At 45.0% G+C, this 16067-nt stretch carries 26 protein-coding genes; all 26 read right to left on the bottom strand.

Annotation, left to right across the window (positions count from 1 at the left end; translation table 11 throughout):
• Position 1: 1 nt before the first annotated feature.
• The 26 genes from map to fusA all read right to left on the bottom strand — a co-directional run bounded on the left by map (position 2) and on the right by fusA (position 16036).
• Entirely contained in the window at positions 2–754 is a 753-nt protein-coding gene (gene map, locus MH215_RS27610; RefSeq protein WP_056697724.1) for a type I methionyl aminopeptidase, read from the bottom strand.
• A gap of 4 nt (positions 755–758) precedes the next feature.
• The gene (locus tag MH215_RS27615) at positions 759–1403 is read right to left on the bottom strand and encodes an adenylate kinase (protein WP_128103673.1); all 645 of its coding nucleotides are present in this window, start codon (positions 1401–1403) and stop codon (positions 759–761) included.
• 90 nt (positions 1404–1493) lie between these two features.
• Complete coding sequence (gene secY / locus MH215_RS27620; RefSeq protein WP_056697717.1) at positions 1494–2792, bottom strand: preprotein translocase subunit SecY; 1299 nt, start codon at positions 2790–2792, stop codon at positions 1494–1496.
• A complete protein-coding gene (gene rplO / locus MH215_RS27625; protein WP_056697714.1) occupies positions 2792–3232 on the bottom strand; it encodes a 50S ribosomal protein L15 in 441 nt (146 codons plus the stop codon). Before rplO ends, secY begins: the two co-directional genes overlap by 1 nt.
• A 43-nt stretch (positions 3233–3275) precedes the next feature.
• The gene (gene rpmD, locus MH215_RS27630) at positions 3276–3461 is read right to left on the bottom strand and encodes a 50S ribosomal protein L30 (protein ID WP_017692092.1); all 186 of its coding nucleotides are present in this window, start codon (positions 3459–3461) and stop codon (positions 3276–3278) included.
• A 12-nt stretch (positions 3462–3473) separates the two neighbouring features.
• Positions 3474–3971: a 30S ribosomal protein S5 gene (gene rpsE, locus MH215_RS27635; RefSeq protein ID WP_017692091.1), complete on the bottom strand. Its 498-nt coding sequence runs from the start codon at positions 3969–3971 to the stop codon at positions 3474–3476.
• A 27-nt stretch (positions 3972–3998) separates the two neighbouring features.
• The gene (rplR, locus tag MH215_RS27640; protein ID WP_056697711.1) at positions 3999–4367 is read right to left on the bottom strand and encodes a 50S ribosomal protein L18; all 369 of its coding nucleotides are present in this window, start codon (positions 4365–4367) and stop codon (positions 3999–4001) included.
• A 117-nt stretch (positions 4368–4484) separates the two neighbouring features.
• Positions 4485–5027, bottom strand: coding sequence for a 50S ribosomal protein L6 (gene rplF, locus MH215_RS27645; protein WP_017692089.1), 543 nt, complete (start codon positions 5025–5027; stop codon positions 4485–4487).
• 30 nt (positions 5028–5057) lie between these two features.
• Entirely contained in the window at positions 5058–5456 is a 399-nt protein-coding gene (rpsH, locus tag MH215_RS27650) for a 30S ribosomal protein S8 (RefSeq protein ID WP_017692088.1), read from the bottom strand.
• A 32-nt stretch (positions 5457–5488) separates the two neighbouring features.
• On the bottom strand, positions 5489–5674 hold the full coding sequence (locus MH215_RS27655) for a type Z 30S ribosomal protein S14 (protein ID WP_013312154.1): 186 nt from the start codon (positions 5672–5674) through the stop codon (positions 5489–5491).
• 73 nt (positions 5675–5747) lie between these two features.
• A complete protein-coding gene (gene rplE / locus MH215_RS27660; protein ID WP_056697709.1) occupies positions 5748–6290 on the bottom strand; it encodes a 50S ribosomal protein L5 in 543 nt (180 codons plus the stop codon).
• Between the two features lie 32 nt (positions 6291–6322).
• Positions 6323–6676, bottom strand: coding sequence for a 50S ribosomal protein L24 (rplX, locus tag MH215_RS27665; protein ID WP_056697706.1), 354 nt, complete (start codon positions 6674–6676; stop codon positions 6323–6325).
• Positions 6677–6715: 39 nt separating this feature from the next.
• Positions 6716–7084, bottom strand: a complete 369-nt coding sequence (gene rplN / locus MH215_RS27670; protein ID WP_056697703.1) for a 50S ribosomal protein L14 — start codon at positions 7082–7084, stop codon at positions 6716–6718.
• A 35-nt stretch (positions 7085–7119) separates the two neighbouring features.
• Positions 7120–7386 (bottom strand): 30S ribosomal protein S17, encoded by a 267-nt coding sequence (rpsQ, locus tag MH215_RS27675; RefSeq protein WP_056697701.1) that lies wholly within the window; start codon positions 7384–7386, stop codon positions 7120–7122.
• A gap of 47 nt (positions 7387–7433) precedes the next feature.
• Positions 7434–7631 carry a 50S ribosomal protein L29 gene (rpmC, locus tag MH215_RS27680; protein ID WP_017692083.1) on the bottom strand — a complete coding sequence of 66 codons (198 nt, stop codon included), beginning with the start codon at positions 7629–7631 and terminating at the stop codon, positions 7434–7436.
• Complete coding sequence (rplP, locus tag MH215_RS27685) at positions 7621–8055, bottom strand: 50S ribosomal protein L16 (protein ID WP_017692082.1); 435 nt, start codon at positions 8053–8055, stop codon at positions 7621–7623. Before rplP ends, rpmC begins: the two co-directional genes overlap by 11 nt.
• 2 nt (positions 8056–8057) lie before the next feature.
• A complete protein-coding gene (gene rpsC / locus MH215_RS27690; RefSeq protein WP_056697698.1) occupies positions 8058–8723 on the bottom strand; it encodes a 30S ribosomal protein S3 in 666 nt (221 codons plus the stop codon).
• Between the two features lie 15 nt (positions 8724–8738).
• Positions 8739–9071, bottom strand: coding sequence for a 50S ribosomal protein L22 (gene rplV, locus MH215_RS27695; RefSeq protein WP_024633583.1), 333 nt, complete (start codon positions 9069–9071; stop codon positions 8739–8741).
• A 35-nt stretch (positions 9072–9106) separates the two neighbouring features.
• Complete coding sequence (rpsS, locus tag MH215_RS27700) at positions 9107–9385, bottom strand: 30S ribosomal protein S19 (protein WP_056697694.1); 279 nt, start codon at positions 9383–9385, stop codon at positions 9107–9109.
• A gap of 71 nt (positions 9386–9456) precedes the next feature.
• Positions 9457–10287, bottom strand: coding sequence for a 50S ribosomal protein L2 (rplB, locus tag MH215_RS27705; RefSeq protein WP_056697692.1), 831 nt, complete (start codon positions 10285–10287; stop codon positions 9457–9459).
• A gap of 31 nt (positions 10288–10318) precedes the next feature.
• On the bottom strand, positions 10319–10609 hold the full coding sequence (gene rplW / locus MH215_RS27710; RefSeq protein WP_024633586.1) for a 50S ribosomal protein L23: 291 nt from the start codon (positions 10607–10609) through the stop codon (positions 10319–10321).
• On the bottom strand, positions 10609–11232 hold the full coding sequence (rplD, locus tag MH215_RS27715; protein ID WP_056697690.1) for a 50S ribosomal protein L4: 624 nt from the start codon (positions 11230–11232) through the stop codon (positions 10609–10611). The genes rplW and rplD overlap by 1 nt, the downstream gene beginning before the upstream one ends.
• Before the next feature lie 25 nt (positions 11233–11257).
• Positions 11258–11881, bottom strand: coding sequence for a 50S ribosomal protein L3 (gene rplC / locus MH215_RS27720; RefSeq protein WP_128103677.1), 624 nt, complete (start codon positions 11879–11881; stop codon positions 11258–11260).
• A 44-nt stretch (positions 11882–11925) separates the two neighbouring features.
• Entirely contained in the window at positions 11926–12234 is a 309-nt protein-coding gene (gene rpsJ / locus MH215_RS27725) for a 30S ribosomal protein S10 (protein ID WP_017692074.1), read from the bottom strand.
• A gap of 438 nt (positions 12235–12672) precedes the next feature.
• On the bottom strand, positions 12673–13863 hold the full coding sequence (gene tuf, locus MH215_RS27730; RefSeq protein WP_056697684.1) for an elongation factor Tu: 1191 nt from the start codon (positions 13861–13863) through the stop codon (positions 12673–12675).
• Positions 13864–13957: 94 nt separating this feature from the next.
• Positions 13958–16036: an elongation factor G gene (gene fusA, locus MH215_RS27735; protein ID WP_056697681.1), complete on the bottom strand. Its 2079-nt coding sequence runs from the start codon at positions 16034–16036 to the stop codon at positions 13958–13960.
• Positions 16037–16067: the final 31 nt, after the last annotated feature.

Here is a 16067-nt window from a genome sequence, read left to right on the forward strand (position 1 = left end):
CCTACGCATTCAGTTTTGTGAAAATTTCCATGCCATCTGGTGTAACTGCTACGGTGTGTTCAAAGTGGGCACATAACGATCCATCAACAGTTACGACAGTCCAGTTATCTTCCAACGTTTTTACATACCGTCTACCTACGTTAACCATCGGCTCTATGGCCAGCACCATGCCCGCTTTGAGCCGTGGCCCCCGATCAGGAAGACCATAGTTCGGAATCTTTGGTTCCTCATGCAGATTGGCTCCTATGCCGTGACCGACATATTCACGTACTACCGAAAAACCAGCATCCTCAATATATTTCTGAATCGCATGAGATATTGTAAACAAGCGAACGTCAGGTTTCACTTGCGCCAGACCTGCGTACAATGAAGCCTCCGTAACGTCTAGGAGACGACGGGCTTCTTCAGAAATACGGCCAACTGGATAAGTCCAGGCTGAATCTCCGTGATACCCTTGGTACTGCGCGCCGATGTCAAACGTAACAATATCGCCCTCGTTCAACTTGCGTTTGCCGGGAAATCCATGCACCAACTCTTCATTCACTGAAGCGCACACACTGGCAGGGAAACCGTTATAACCTTTGAAAGACGGCACAGCTCCTTGACTGCGGATAAATTGTTCGGCCATATGGTCAAGTTCTCCAGTCGTAATACCGGGTGAGATATGTTCTGCTAAGAGACGATGCGTTTCCGCCACGATTCTCCCTGCTTCTCGCATCAAACCCAGTTCCGTTTCTGACTTACCAATGATCATTCAATTAACCTCTCAGTAAGGACACGATTTGTTGAGAAACTTGATCGATATCCTGCTCTCCATCCATTTGACGAAGAAGAGCTTTGTTCTCATAAAACGTGAGGAGTGGTGCTGTTTTGTTGATATACTCGTCCAGACGCGTGCCTACGCTCTCTTCATTATCATCAGAGCGTTGGTACAACTCTCCGCCGCATTTATCACAAATACCTTCCTGCTTAGGCGGATTGAATACGACATGATACGTGGCGCCACAGTTTTTACAAAGCCGACGACCCGTTAAACGAGCCAACAGTTTGTTGCGATCCACTTTCAGGTTAATCACATGATCAAGACCTGAATTCAGTCGATCCAGAATGCCATCGAGCGCTTCTGCTTGAGACAAGGTTCTTGGAAAACCATCCAAGAGAAACCCTTCTCTGCAGTCAGGCTGCTGCAATCGTTCTTCAACGATGCCGATTGTAACATCATCTGGTACAAGCAATCCTTGATCCATATATTCCTTGGCTTTCAAACCAATGGGAGTTCCCTGTTTGATCGCAAGGCGAAATGCATCGCCTGTTGAAATATGGGGAATACCGAACTCTTTCACGATGACTTCTGCTTGCGTTCCTTTTCCTGCCCCCGGAGGGCCCATGAATAGGATGTTCACGTTATGTCACTCCCTCCAAGACTACCCTACATCAACAAACAGCACAATAGGTGCCGGCAAGTAAATCTTCACTCGACCGGTACCTATTGCCTATTTATTGATAAAACCTTTGTAGTGGCGTTTGATCAATTGGCTTTCGATTTGCTTCATCGTATCCAGCGCAACACCGATAACGATCAGGAGGGATGTTCCTCCAATTTGCGCTGCTTGAGGCAAACCAGAAAGTGCCCCTAAGAATACAGGCAGAACGGAAATGACTGCCAAGAAGATGGCTCCGGCCATTGTCAAACGAGTCATGACACGGGTCAGATATTTCTCGGTTGCTTTACCCGGACGAATGCCTGGTACGTAACCGCCGTTCTTTTTCATATTGTCAGCCATCTGCTGAGGATTCATCTGTACGAAAGTATAGAAGAATGTGAAACCGAAGATCATCACGACATACAACAACATACCAAGAGGTTTGTGTGTAGTCAGATTCTGACCGATCCACTGTGCCCATACGCGATCTGCCCAGAAGTTGGCGATAATCGTTGGGAACATCAACAGCGATGATGCAAAGATGACAGGGATAACACCTGCTGCATTAATTTTCAGCGGGATGTGTGTATTCTGTCCACCGTACATTTTGTTACCTACGACACGTTTAGCGTACTGTACAGGAATTTTCCGAATCGCCTGCTGAATGTAAATGACACCAATGATGATCAGCACAATAACAATTGCGATGATTACACCCTTGAGAATGTTCATAAACAACTGATCAGGTTGGATAAAGTCGGATTCGATCGTTTGTTTGATAATGTTAGGCACCGTTGATAGGATACCCGCAAAGATCAAAATCGAAATCCCGTTTCCTATGCCCTTCTCGGTGATCTGCTCACCAAGCCACATCAGGAATGAAGTACCGGCCGTAAGTACAATCGCAATCAAGATATAATCTGCAAAAGTTGCATTAGGAATCATGTCAGTATTGTACAAGCGATTGAATCCGATCGACGTACCAAACGCTTGAACCAATGCCAACCCTATCGTTAAATAACGGGTCAACTGTGCAGATTTCTTCTTACCTTGTTCACCTTGCTTTGCCCACTCCGCTAATTTTGGTATAACGTCCATGGAAAGCAACTGTACTATGATAGACGCAGTGATGTAAGGTACGATTCCGAGTGCAAATATCGAGAACTGGAACAGTGCTCCACCCGAAAACGTATTGAGAAGTCCAAAAACTTCTTTACCCGCAGAATTTGTCGCTTCGAACACATCTTTGTTGACACCGGGAACGGGAACAAAGGAGCCGATGCGGTAAATGATCAGTACAAAAAGGGTAAATAATACCCTTTTGCGCAGATCCTCAACCCGCCAGATATTCTTTAGGGTCTTGAACATTAAATCACCTCGGTTGTACCGCCGGCAGCTTCAATTTTCTCCACCGCAGATTGAGAAAACTTATTAGCTTTAACAGTCAGCTTCACAGTGACTTCACCGTTACCCAGGATTTTGATTCCGGATTTAGCGTTTTTAACTACGCCGTTCGTCATCAAGAATTCTGGAGTTACTTCAGTACCCGCAGCAAAACTGTTCAGGTCTTCAATATTCACAACTGCAAATTCTTTGCGAGTTGGGTTTACGAAACCACGTTTTGGCAATCGACGATACAATGGATTTTGTCCACCTTCGAAGCCTGGACGAACACCACCGCCAGAGCGAGAGTTTTGTCCTTTGTGACCGCGACCTGATGTTTTACCTGTACCACTACTTGGACCGCGACCAACACGCTTACGCTCTTTACGAGATCCAGGAGATGGAGAAAGCTCATGTAACTTCATCGTTCGTTGCACCTCCTTAAAGATTTGTGGGATTAACCCGTTATTAAGCTTCTACTTCTTTTACAGCTACCAAGTGGCTTACTTTGTTAATCATACCACGGATGGCAGGATTATCGTTTTGAACCACTTTGCTGTTGATTTTGCGCAATCCCAATGTTTTCACAGTTGTTCTTTGCGTCTCCGGACGTCCGATCAAGCTACGGACGAGGGTAATTTCTAATTTAGCCATGAGAATTCCCTCCTAACCCAGAAGCTCTTCGACGGATTTTCCGCGCAGTTTAGCCACGTCTTCAGCACGCTTCAAACGGGACAAACCTTCCAAAGTCGCATTGACCATGTTCATGGAATTCGAAGAACCCAGAGATTTTGTCAAAATGTCACCCACACCAGCAAGTTCAAGAACCGCACGTACAGGACCACCAGCGATAACACCAGTACCTTCAGATGCTGGTTTCAACAGCACGCGTCCTGCGCCGAACTTACCTGTTACCAAGTGAGGAATCGATGTTCCTACGAGTGGAACGTGTACAAGGTTTTTCTTAGCGTCTTCGATACCTTTGCGAATTGCATCAGGTACTTCGCCCGCTTTACCGATACCAGCTCCAACCCAGCCGTTGCCGTCGCCGACTACAACTAGTGCGCTAAAGCTGAAACGGCGTCCGCCTTTTACTACTTTAGCTACGCGATTAATATTTACAACTCTTTCAGTCAGTTCCAAAGTATTCGGATCTACACGCAAGTCGTTAACCTCCTTTTGAAAAATATCTTAAAACTCAAGTCCTGCTTCACGAGCCGCTTCAGCCAATGCTGCGATACGACCATGGTACAGATAACCACTACGGTCAAATACGATGTTGGAAACACCTTTGTCTTTCGCACGTTTAGCAACGAGTTCGCCAACTTTACGAGCTGATTCAACAGATGCACCATTTTGAATGCCGCTGCTCAATTCTTTGTCTACGGTAGACGCGGAAGCGATTGTTACACCAGCTACATCATCGATGATTTGAGCATACATATGTTTACCAGAACGGAATACGTTCAAACGTGGACGTGCTGCCGTTCCTTGGATTTTCTTACGAACACGAAGGTGTCTTTTCAGACGAGCCTTATTTTTATCTGGTTTCGTAATCATCTCAGGGATTCACTCCTTTCAGGTTACCTCGCTGGCTTCAAAGCAGAAGCCACGGGGTATATTAGAAACACACGAAGCAAGCAAGCCGAAAGCCGCGCAAAGGCGGTAAGAGAAATCTTATTTCTTCTTACCGGCTTTACCTTCCTTACGGATGATACGCTCGCCTTCATATTTAATACCTTTACCTTTATACGGCTCAGGTTCACGAACGGAACGAATTTTAGCAGCGTAAGCTCCTACGCGCTCTTTATCGATTCCGCGAACGATGATTTTCGTATTCGAAGGAACTTCGAATTCGATTCCCGCTTCCGGTGTAATTTCAACCGGGTGAGAGTATCCAACGTTCAGAACGATTTTATCTCCGGATTTGCTTGCACGATATCCGACCCCAACCAGCTCCAGAGATTTTGCGAATCCTTCAGTAACGCCGCTCACCATATTGTTTACAACGCTACGCGTTGTGCCGTGCAAAGAACGGTGAGTTTTGTTATCGGAAGGACGCACAACTGTAATTTCGTTGTTCTCAACTGTAACCTTCATATCTTTATGAAGCTCACGAGTCAGAGTTCCTTTTGGTCCTTTTACCGTAATAACGGTGTTGTCCAGTGTGATGTCCACACCACTTGGTACTGTAATTGGTTTGCGACCAATACGAGACATATGTTGCACCTCCTATCTTGTGACGTTATATTACCAAACGTAGCAGACTACTTCGCCGCCGGATTTTGATTGACGAGCTTCTTTGTCCGTCATGATACCTTTGGATGTTGAGATGATCGCGATTCCCAGGCCACCAAGTACACGAGGTACTTCGTTGCTTTTCGTGTAAACACGAAGACCAGGTTTACTGATTCTTTTCAGACCAGTGATAACGCGCTCGTTATTTTGACCGTATTTCAGGAAAACACGGATAATCCCTTGTTTGTTATCATCGATAACTTCAGCATCACGGATGAAACCTTCACGCTTCAGAATATCGGCGATTTGTTTTTTCATTGTCGAAGCAGGCATTTCTACTGTTTCGTGGCGAACAGTGTTCGCGTTACGAATACGAGTAAGCATATCTGCAATTGGATCAGACATAGTCATTGTGAGTTAACCTCCTTCCCGTTCAGGACTTTTTACCAGCTTGCTTTTTTCACGCCAGGGATCTGGCCTTTATAAGCTAATTCACGGAAGCAAATTCTGCAAATTTTGAACTTCTGCAGTACCGAATGTGGACGTCCGCAACGCTCACAGCGTGTATAAGCACGTACTTTAAACTTTGGTGTACGTTGTTGTTTAACTTTCATCGAAGTTTTTGCCACTTAGCCTGACACCTCCTAAATAATTTCGGAGAAAAGGGAGTCTTTCCAGACACCCGGAAACGTTATACCAACATTATTTAACGAAAGGCATTCCCAGTTGCGTGAGCAACTCACGGGACTCTTCGTCTGTTTTCGCCGTTGTTACAATGACAATATCCATACCGCGGACTTTGTCTACTTTATCATACTCGATCTCTGGGAAGATCAATTGCTCTTTAAGACCCAGTGTATAGTTACCACGACCATCAAAAGCTTTGCTTGAAACACCGCGGAAGTCGCGGACACGTGGAAGTGTTACGTTAAGCAATTTATCGAGGAAGTAATACATACGCTCGCCGCGCAATGTCACTTTCACACCGATAGGCATGTTCTCACGCAGTTTGAAACCTGCGATAGATTTTTTAGCACGAGTGATTACAGGTTTTTGACCTGCGATCAGTTGCAAATCGTTTACTGCGGAATCCAACACTTTGGAGTTTTGGACAGCTTCGCCCACACCCATGTTGATAACGATTTTCTCGATTTTCGGCACTTGCATTACCGTTGTATAGTTAAACTTCTGCATCAAAGCAGGAGCGATTTCTTGCAGGTAACGTTCTTTCATTCTTGATGCCATGAATCATAGCCCTCCTTTCTCATTCGGTTCAATTAGTCGATAATTTCTCCGGAACGTTTAGCAACGCGCACTTTCTTTCCGCTATCCAACACTTTGTAACCAACACGGGTTACTTTTCCGCTCTTCGGATCGATGTGCATTACGTTTGAAACGTGAATCGGAGCTTCCTTCTCGATAATGCCGCCTTGCGGATTTTGCTGGTTAGGCTTCTGGTGTTTTTTCACCATGTTAACACCTTCCACAAGGACGCGGTTCTCACGAGGATAAGCAGCGATGACACGGCCTTTTTTACCTTTGTCTTTACCGCTGATCACCATAACCGTATCTTCCTTTTTAACGTGAAGTTTGTTGTTATGGGATTCCAGAACTTTTTTCACTCTTGGCATTTCGTACACCTCCTGTTTCTAACATCACGAGATTAAGCTTTAGATAACTTCTGGAGCCAAGGAAACGATTTTCATGAAATCTTTGTCGCGAAGTTCACGAGCAACAGGTCCGAAAATACGTGTTCCACGAGGGCTTCTGTCGTCTTTGACAACAACCGCTGCATTTTCATCAAAACCGATGTAGGAACCGTCTTTACGACGTATAGAACGTTTAGTACGAACGACAACCGCTCTAACTACATCACCTTTTTTGACAACGCCGCCTGGTGTTGCTTGTTTTACAGAACAAACGATCAAGTCACCGATTTGAGCTGTACGACGTCCAGTACCGCCGAGTACGCGGATACACATCAATTCCTTCGCGCCGGAGTTGTCAGCTACAGTCAATCGTGTAAATGGTTGGATCATTTAGAATTCCTCCTTTCAGCTATGCTGTATATGCATTAGATGATAACCGCTTTTTCTACGACTTCAGTAAGTCTCCAGCGTTTATCTTTCGAAAGCGGACGAGTCTCCATGATTTTCACCGTGTCACCGATTTTCGCAGTGTTTTCTTCGTCATGCGCTTTGAACTTTTTAGTAACCTTAATGCGCTTATGGTACAATTTGTGGTTTTTGTAGGTTTCTACAGCAACAACAATCGTTTTATCCATTTTATCACTGACTACTTTACCAGTTTGCACTTTACGTGCGTTACGTTCTTCGCTCATTGTTGGCCTCCTTCCTGATTACGGACGGATTATATATCCGACCCTAATTAACCGATTCCCAATTCTCTTTCACGGATAATGGTTTTAGCACGAGCTATTTCTTTCCGCACATCACGGATTCGAGTCGGGTTATCCAGCTGACCGGTAGCGAGTTGAAAGCGGAGGTTAAAGAGTTCTTCTTTAAATCCGGCAATCTTTTGCTCGATTTCAGCAGAGGTTAGGTTGCGAAATTCACTAGCTTTCATTTGCTTCACCACCCAATTCTTCACGTTTCACGAACTTCGTTTTGATTGGCAGTTTGTGAGCGGCAAGACGCATTGCTTCGCGTGCAATCTCCTCCGGTACACCAGCAAGTTCAAACATGATCTTACCTGGTTTCACTACTGCAACCCATTTTTCTACATTACCTTTACCGCTACCCATCCGAACCTCGAGAGGCTTTTGAGTGATTGGTTTGTCAGGGAAAATTTTAATCCAGACTTTACCACCACGTTTGATGTAACGAGTCATCGCAATACGAGCCGCTTCGATTTGACGGTTCGTAATCCAAGCCGGTTCCGTAGCTTGCAGACCGTATTCGCCAAAGTTCAGCGTAGTTCCGCCTTTAGCTTGGCCTTTCATATGTCCGCGTTGTTGCTTACGGTGTTTTACACGTTTTGGTACCAACATGATTAGTTGCCTCCTTCCTTAGCAGCTTGTTTCTTAGCCGTAGGAAGAACCTCTCCACGATAGATCCATACTTTTACGCCGATACGTCCGTAAGTAGTATGAGCCTCTGCTGTACCATAGTCAATGTCAGCACGCAGTGTGTGCAGTGGAACAGTTCCTTCGCTGTAGCCTTCAGAACGTGCAATCTCAGCTCCGCCAAGACGTCCGCCTACTTGAGTTTTAATACCTTTTGCGCCAGAACGCATAGTTCTTTGAATAGCTTGTTTCAGAGCACGACGGAAAGAAACACGACGTTCCAATTGTTGTGCAATGCTTTCTGCTACCAGGACTGCATCCAGGTCTTGGTTCTTAATTTCAGAGATGTTAATGTGTACTTTTTTACCGCCAGCAATTTTCGTAATTTGGTTACGAAGATTTTCTACTTCAGATCCACCCTTACCGATTACCATACCTGGTTTCGCTGTGTGAATCGTTACGTTTACGCGGTTAGCCGCTCTCTCGATCTCAACACGAGACATAGCGGAGTCTTTCAATTTATTTTTCAGGAATTCACGAATTTTCACGTCTTCCATCAAAAGATCACCGAAGTCTTTGCCTGCATACCACTTAGATTCCCAGTCACGGATAACTCCGACACGGAGTCCGACTGGATTTACCTTTTGGCCCACACGTTTCCCCTCCTTTTACTTTTCAGATACCACCAAAGTGATGTGGCTAGTACGTTTGTTAATACGACTTGCACGTCCCATTGCACGAGGGCGGAAACGTTTCATTGTCGGTCCTTGGTTCACGTAAGCTTGCGAGATAACCAAGTTATTAACATCCAAAGAATAATTATGTTCCGCGTTCGCAATAGCGGAGTTGAGCAACTTCTCAACGATTGGAGAAGCAGATTTCGGAGTGTGACGGAGAATGGCAACCGCCTCACCTACTTGCTTGCCGCGAATCAAGTCAACAACGAGTTGAACTTTACGAGGAGCAATCCGGATAAACTTAGCATGTGCTTTTGCTTCCATTGTGTAACCTCCTCTCAAACATTAAAGATATTCATTTATCTTCTTGTTTTCTTATCATCATCAGTATGGCCTTTGTACGTACGGGTTGGAGCGAACTCACCCAGTTTGTGTCCAACCATGTCCTCAGTTACATACACTGGCACGTGCTTACGACCGTCGTAAACGCCAAATGTGTGTCCGATGAATTGTGGGAAAATTGTAGAGCGACGGGACCAGGTTTTGATAACGTTCTTCTTACCTGACGCTTCCATCTCTTCTACCTTCTTGAGCATGTAGCCATCAATGAATGGCCCTTTTTTCAAACTGCGACTCATGTGGAGATCCTCCCTTCAAACGTAGCTATTATGCATCCGCAGATGCCTCACGAAGTCATGCACAGTGTGTATTACTTCGTGCGGCGGCGAATGATGTATTTATCAGAAGCTTTATTTTTCTTACGCGTTTTGAAACCAAGAGTAGGTTTACCCCATGGTGACATTGGCGATTTACGTCCGATTGGAGCACGACCTTCACCACCACCGTGAGGGTGATCGTTAGGGTTCATTACAACACCACGAACTTCAGGACGTTGTCCCAACCAACGGCTACGACCGGCTTTACCGATTTTGATGAGCTCGTGGTCTTGGTTACCAACAGATCCGATTGTCGCACGGCAAACTTTAAGAATACGACGAACTTCTCCGGAAGAGAGACGAACGGAAACGTATTTTTCTTCTTTACCAAGCAACTGAGCTTCTGTACCAGCAGCACGAACCAATTGTCCGCCTTTACCTGGTTTCAACTCGATGTTGTGGATAACGGTACCTACTGGAATGTTTTCGAGTGGCAACGCATTACCAATTTTGATGTCTGATTCAGGTCCGGAGAATACTTGATCTCCAACTTTCAAACCTTTAGGAGCGATGATGTAACGTTTCTCACCATCAGCATAGTGAATCAAAGCGATGTTAGATGTACGGTTCGGGTCATACTCGATTGTAGCAACGCGGCCCGGTATTCCATCTTTAGTACGTTTGAAGTCAATGATACGGTATTTACGTTTGTGTCCACCACCATGGTGACGAACTGTAATTTTACCTTGGTTGTTGCGGCCTGCTTGTTTGCTAAGCGGGGCAAGCAACGATTTCTCCGGCTTATCTGTGGTGATTTCCTCAAATGTAGAAACGGACATGTTCCGTCTTGCCGGGGATGTTGGTTTATACTTTTTGATTGGCACTGGGTTTCCCTCCTTACTTCAACAATTTCAATTATACAGTTTCAAAGAACTCAAGCGTTTTGCTGTCTTGTGTCAGCGTTACAAACGCTTTTTTCCATTCGCTAGTATATCCGGAATAACGTCCGTACCGTTTCGGTTTAGCTGGAACACGAAGTGTGTTCACGTTTTTCACTTTTACGTTGAAAATAGCTTCTACCGCTTTTTTGATCTCGGTTTTGTTTGCACGGATATCGACTTCAAATACATATTTCAAGTCGTTCATCATGTCAGCAGTACGTTCCGTAATAATCGGACGTTTTACAATATCACGAGGATCCTTCATTACGCGAGCACCTCCTCTACCTTCTGAACTGCTTCTTTCGTAATGATCAGTTTGTCGTGCGCAAGCACGTCAAGAACATTAATGCCGTCAGCAGCTACGAATTTCACGCCTGGAATATTCCGTGCGGAAAGAGCTACATTATCATCATAGCTAGGTGCTACGATCAAAGCTTTGCGTCCTACTTTGAGATTATTCAAAATAGCTGCAAATTCTTTAGTTTTAGGCGTGCTCAATGCGAGAGCATCTAAAACGATAATGTCATTGTCAAGCACTTTGGATGAAAGAGCTGATTTGATCGCCAAACGGCGAACTTTCTTAGGCAGTTTGTATGCATAGCTCCGTGGTGTCGGACCAAATACGATACCGCCGCCTTTCCATTGTGGAGAACGGATTGAACCTTGACGAGCGCGACCTGTACCTTTTTGTTTCCAAGGCTTACGTCCGCCGCCACGTACTTCAGAACGTCCTTTTACTTTGTGGGTACCTTGACGAAGGGAAGCGCGTTGCATAAGAACTGCATCGTACAGAACGTGTTGATTCGGTTCAATTCCGAATACAGCATCATTCAATTCAACTTCACCTACTTGGCTACCATCTACATTGTAAACTGATACTTTTGGCATTTTGTGTTCCTCCTTTCTTCAGTGGTTATTTTTTCACCGTTTCTTTAACTCTTACAAGGCTATTCTTTGGTCCAGGGATGGATCCTTTTACGAGAATCACGTTACGTTCAGCGTCTACTTTAACAACTTCAAGACGTTGGATTGTAACAGTCTCATGTCCCATGTGTCCTGGCAAGTGTTTGCCTTTAGGTACGCGGTTAGCTTGGATCGAACCCATTGAACCCGGGCCACGGTGGTAACGCGAACCGTGTGACATAGGTCCAGTGCTTTGTCCCCAACGTTTGATTACGCCGGCAAAACCTTTACCTTTTGAAATACCCGTTACGTCAACGAACTCGCCTTCAGCGAAAATGTCAGCTTTCAATTCTTGGCCAACTTCATATTCCGCGATGTTGATGCCGCGAAGCTCACGAACGTAGCGCTTAGGTGCAGTATTCGCTTTTTTAGCGTGTCCTGCTTCTGGCTTGTTAGCATTTTTCTCTTTCTTATCGGAGTAACCGATTTGAACTGCTTCGTAGCCATCGTTCTCAATATCTTTCTTTTGTAAAACAACACAAGGTCCTGCTTCGATAACCGTTACTGGAACTACGTTACCTTCAGGGGTAAACACTTGAGTCATTCCAAGTTTTTTTCCTAAGATACCTTTCATGTTGACACCTCTTTTCCTTTATACGTGGTCTTTGTTACTATATATTACAATTTAATTTCGATATCTACACCGGACGGCAGATCCAAGCGCATCAAGGCATCCACTGTTTGTGGAGTCGGGTTAACGATGTCGATCAAACGTTTATGTGTACGTTGCTCGAATTGTTCCCGAGAATCCTTGTACTTGTGCACCGCACGAAGAATAGTAATGATTTGTTTTTCAGTAGGAAGCGGAATCGGACCGGATACACCTGCACCCGAACGTTTTGCTGTTTCAACAATTTTCTCCGCGGATTGATCAAGAATTCTGTGGTCGTAAGCTTTCAAACGAATACGAATTTTTTGCTTTGCCATTTTAGTCCCTCCTTCTATCGCCCAATTTTTTATCGGACATACTCCGTGAAAATTTTCTAGCCACCGCCTCATGGCAAAGGGGCCGGGTGTGCCAGTAACCTCTCACATCATCGCAACGTCTCAGAACAACATTCATTATTATATAGAAAAAATGGGCGTATTGCAAGCATATTTAAAAAAAACATTTAAACTAATCTTTTCTGATGAAATGAGTTCGTTTATTGTAGGTGTTTTTCTTCTATATCCAAGCTGCCTAACCGATTATTCTATACTATAAATGGTGTTCAATTTTAAGAGACACAGGTTCCGAACGATTACATAATAAAAGAGTTCTTTATCCGATGTCGGATAAAGAACTCTTCCGAAGCTTCGTTACAGTACAATGTTACTCGTTCCAGTACACTGTTGCATATACTCATTTAGCACTAGGCTAAATTATTATTTTTGGATTGTAGCTACGGAACCCGCACCAACTGTACGTCCACCTTCACGAATAGAGAACTTAGTTCCTTCTTCGATCGCGATTGGAGAGATCAGTTGAACAGTAACCGTGATGTTGTCACCAGGCATTACCATTTCAGTACCTTCTGGCAAGTTGATGATACCAGTTACGTCAGTTGTACGGAAGTAGAACTGTGGACGGTATCCAGTGAAGAAAGGCTTATGACGGCCACCCTCTTCTTTAGTCAAAACGTAGATTTGTGCAGTGAATTCTGTGTGTGGTTTAACAGAACCTGGTTTTGCCAGTACTTGACCACGCTCGATTTGAGTACGGTCAACACCACGCAACAATGCACCGATGTTGTCACCCGCTTGAGCGGAATCCAACAATTTACGGAACATCTCAACGCCCGTAACTACGGATTTTTTAGTTTCTTCAGTGATACCAACGATCTCGATCTCTTCGCCGACTTTAACAGTACCACGCTCTACACGACCTGTAGCAACGGTACCACGACCAGTGATGGAGAATACGTCCTCGACAGGCATCAAGAAAGGCTTGTCAGTTTGACGCTCAGGCAGTGGGATGTAAGTGTCGATTTCTTTGAACATCTCAACGATTTTTTGAGCCCACTCACCATCAGGGTTTTGCAGAGCTTCACGAGCGGATCCACGAGTGATTGGAGTATCATCACCTGGGAACTCATATTCGTTAAGAAGGTCGCGAACTTCCATCTCAACCAATTCCAACAACTCTTCGTCTTCAACCATGTCACATTTGTTCAAGAAAACAACAATGTAAGGTACGCCTACTTGACGGGAGAGCAAGATGTGCTCACGAGTTTGTGGCATTGGGCCGTCAGCTGCGGATACTACCAAGATAGCTCCGTCCATTTGTGCCGCGCCAGTGATCATGTTTTTAACATAGTCGGCGTGACCTGGGCAGTCTACGTGAGCGTAGTGACGAGTGTCAGTTTCGTACTCAACGTGTGCTGTGGAGATAGTGATACCGCGCTCGCGCTCTTCTGGAGCTTTGTCGATTTGGTCGAATGCTACAGCAGCACCACCGTAAGTTTTGGACAATACAGTTGTGATTGCAGCAGTCAGTGTTGTTTTACCGTGATCGACGTGACCGATAGTACCGATGTTAACGTGGGGTTTATTACGTTCGTATTTAGCCTTTGCCATTTGAACGTGGCCTCCTTAAAATTATAATTTATGTTTTCACTGAATGAAGTGCTCCGAAATGAATTCTTATGCACTTGCATCCAGTGTGAGAAAACTACTCGGTGCCTTTTGTTTTGGCAACGATTTCTTCAGCGATGCTCTTAGGAACTTCTTCATAGTGAGAGAGTTCCATGGAGAACACGCCGCGTCCTTGAGTACCAGAACGAAGAGTTGTAGAGTAACCAAACATTTCAGACAAAGGTACCTTAGCACGGATGATTTGAGCTCCACTACGGGAATCCATACCTTCAATGCGGCCACGACGGGAGTTCAACATACCCATTACGTCACCCATGTACTCTTCTGGAACTGTTACTTCTACTTTCATGATAGGCTCAAGCAGAACTGGTTTACACTTGTCTTTAGCCGCTTTAAGCGCCATAGATCCGGCAATTTTAAATGCCATCTCATTGGAATCGACATCATGGTAAGATCCGTCTACGATTGTAGCCTTAACGTCTACAAGCGGGAAGCCTGCAATAACGCCGTTTTTCATTTGCTCTTCAATCCCTGACAGTGCAGGTTGAATGTATTCTCTTGGTACGGAACCACCGACAACCTTACTTTCGAACTGGCTGCCTGTACCCGGCTCGAGAGGTTCGAATTCAACCCATACGTGACCGTATTGACCACGACCACCGGATTGACGTACGAATTTACCTTCAACGCGCGCTGGAGCACGGAATGTTTCACGGTAAGCTACTTGTGGTTTACCCACAGTAGTTTCCACCTTGAACTCACGACGCATACGGTCGATGATGATATCAAGGTGAAGCTCACCCATACCTGCCAAGATTGTTTGGCCTGTTTCTTCATCAGTATGAGCACGAAGAGTTGGATCCTCTTCTGTCAACTTACCGAGAGCAACACCCATTTTATCTTGGTCAGCTTTGGTTTTAGGTTCAACGGCGATTTCGATAACCGGATCAGGGAAGTTCATTGACTCCAAGATTACCGGGTTTTTCTCATCACATAGTGTATCACCTGTACCCGTATCTTTCAAACCTACTGCAGCTGCAATGTCACCGGAGTAAACTTCAGTGATCTCTTGACGGCTGTTCGCGTGCATTTGAAGGATACGACCGATACGCTCACGTTTGTTTTTAGTTGCATTCAATACATAAGAACCGGATTGAAGAACACCGGAGTATACGCGGAAGAATGTCAATTTACCAACGTAAGGGTCAGTCATGATTTTGAATGCCAATGCAGAGAATGGCTCTTCATCAGAGGACTTACGAACTGCTTCAGTTCCATCTTCAAGATGACCAGTGATTGATGGTACATCTGTTGGAGCTGGCAAGTAGTCGATAACAGCATCCAACATCAGTTGAACACCTTTGTTACGGTATGAGGAACCACAGATAACTGGGAAGATTTTAACTTCTACTACACCTTTACGGAGAGCGGCTTTGATCTCATCAATTGTGATCTCTTCGCCTTCCAGGTATTTCATAGTCAAATCTTCGTCAAGTTCAGCAACGCGCTCAATCAACTCGTTGCGAAGTTCTTCAACTTGATCTGCAAATTCTGCAGGAATTTCGGTTTCTTCGATATCTTGTCCCAGGTCATCTTTGTACATATGAGCCTTTTGAGCAACGATATCAATGATACCTTTGAAATCATTTTCAGCGCCGATTGGAAGTTGAATCGCAACAGCGTTCGCTTGAAGGCGATCACGCATGTCAGATACAACGTTCAGGAAGTCAGCACCGATGATATCCATTTTGTTTACATATGCGATACGAGGTACGCCGTACTTGTCAGCCTGTCTCCATACGGTTTCGGACTGAGGCTCAACGCCTTCTTTCGCACTGAATACACCAACTGCTCCGTCCAATACACGAAGGGAACGTTCAACTTCAACAGTGAAGTCAACGTGTCCCGGGGTATCAATGATATTAACGCGGTGACCTTTCCAAGCAGCGGTAGTCGCAGCGGAAGTAATCGTAATTCCGCGCTCCTGTTCTTGCTCCATCCAGTCCATTGTCGCAGCGCCTTCGTGAACTTCACCGATTTTGTGCGTACGGCCTGTGTAGAACAAGATCCGCTCAGTTGTCGTGGTTTTACCCGCATCAATATGAGCCATAATCCCGATATTACGTGTATTTTTCAAGGAGAACTCTCTAGCCATGAAATGGGTCTCCCTTCAAAATTGAAGTTAT

Origin of the sequence: Paenibacillus sp. ACRSA, from assembly GCF_022346845.1 — a bacterium.
GTDB lineage: Bacteria > Bacillota > Bacilli > Paenibacillales > Paenibacillaceae > Paenibacillus.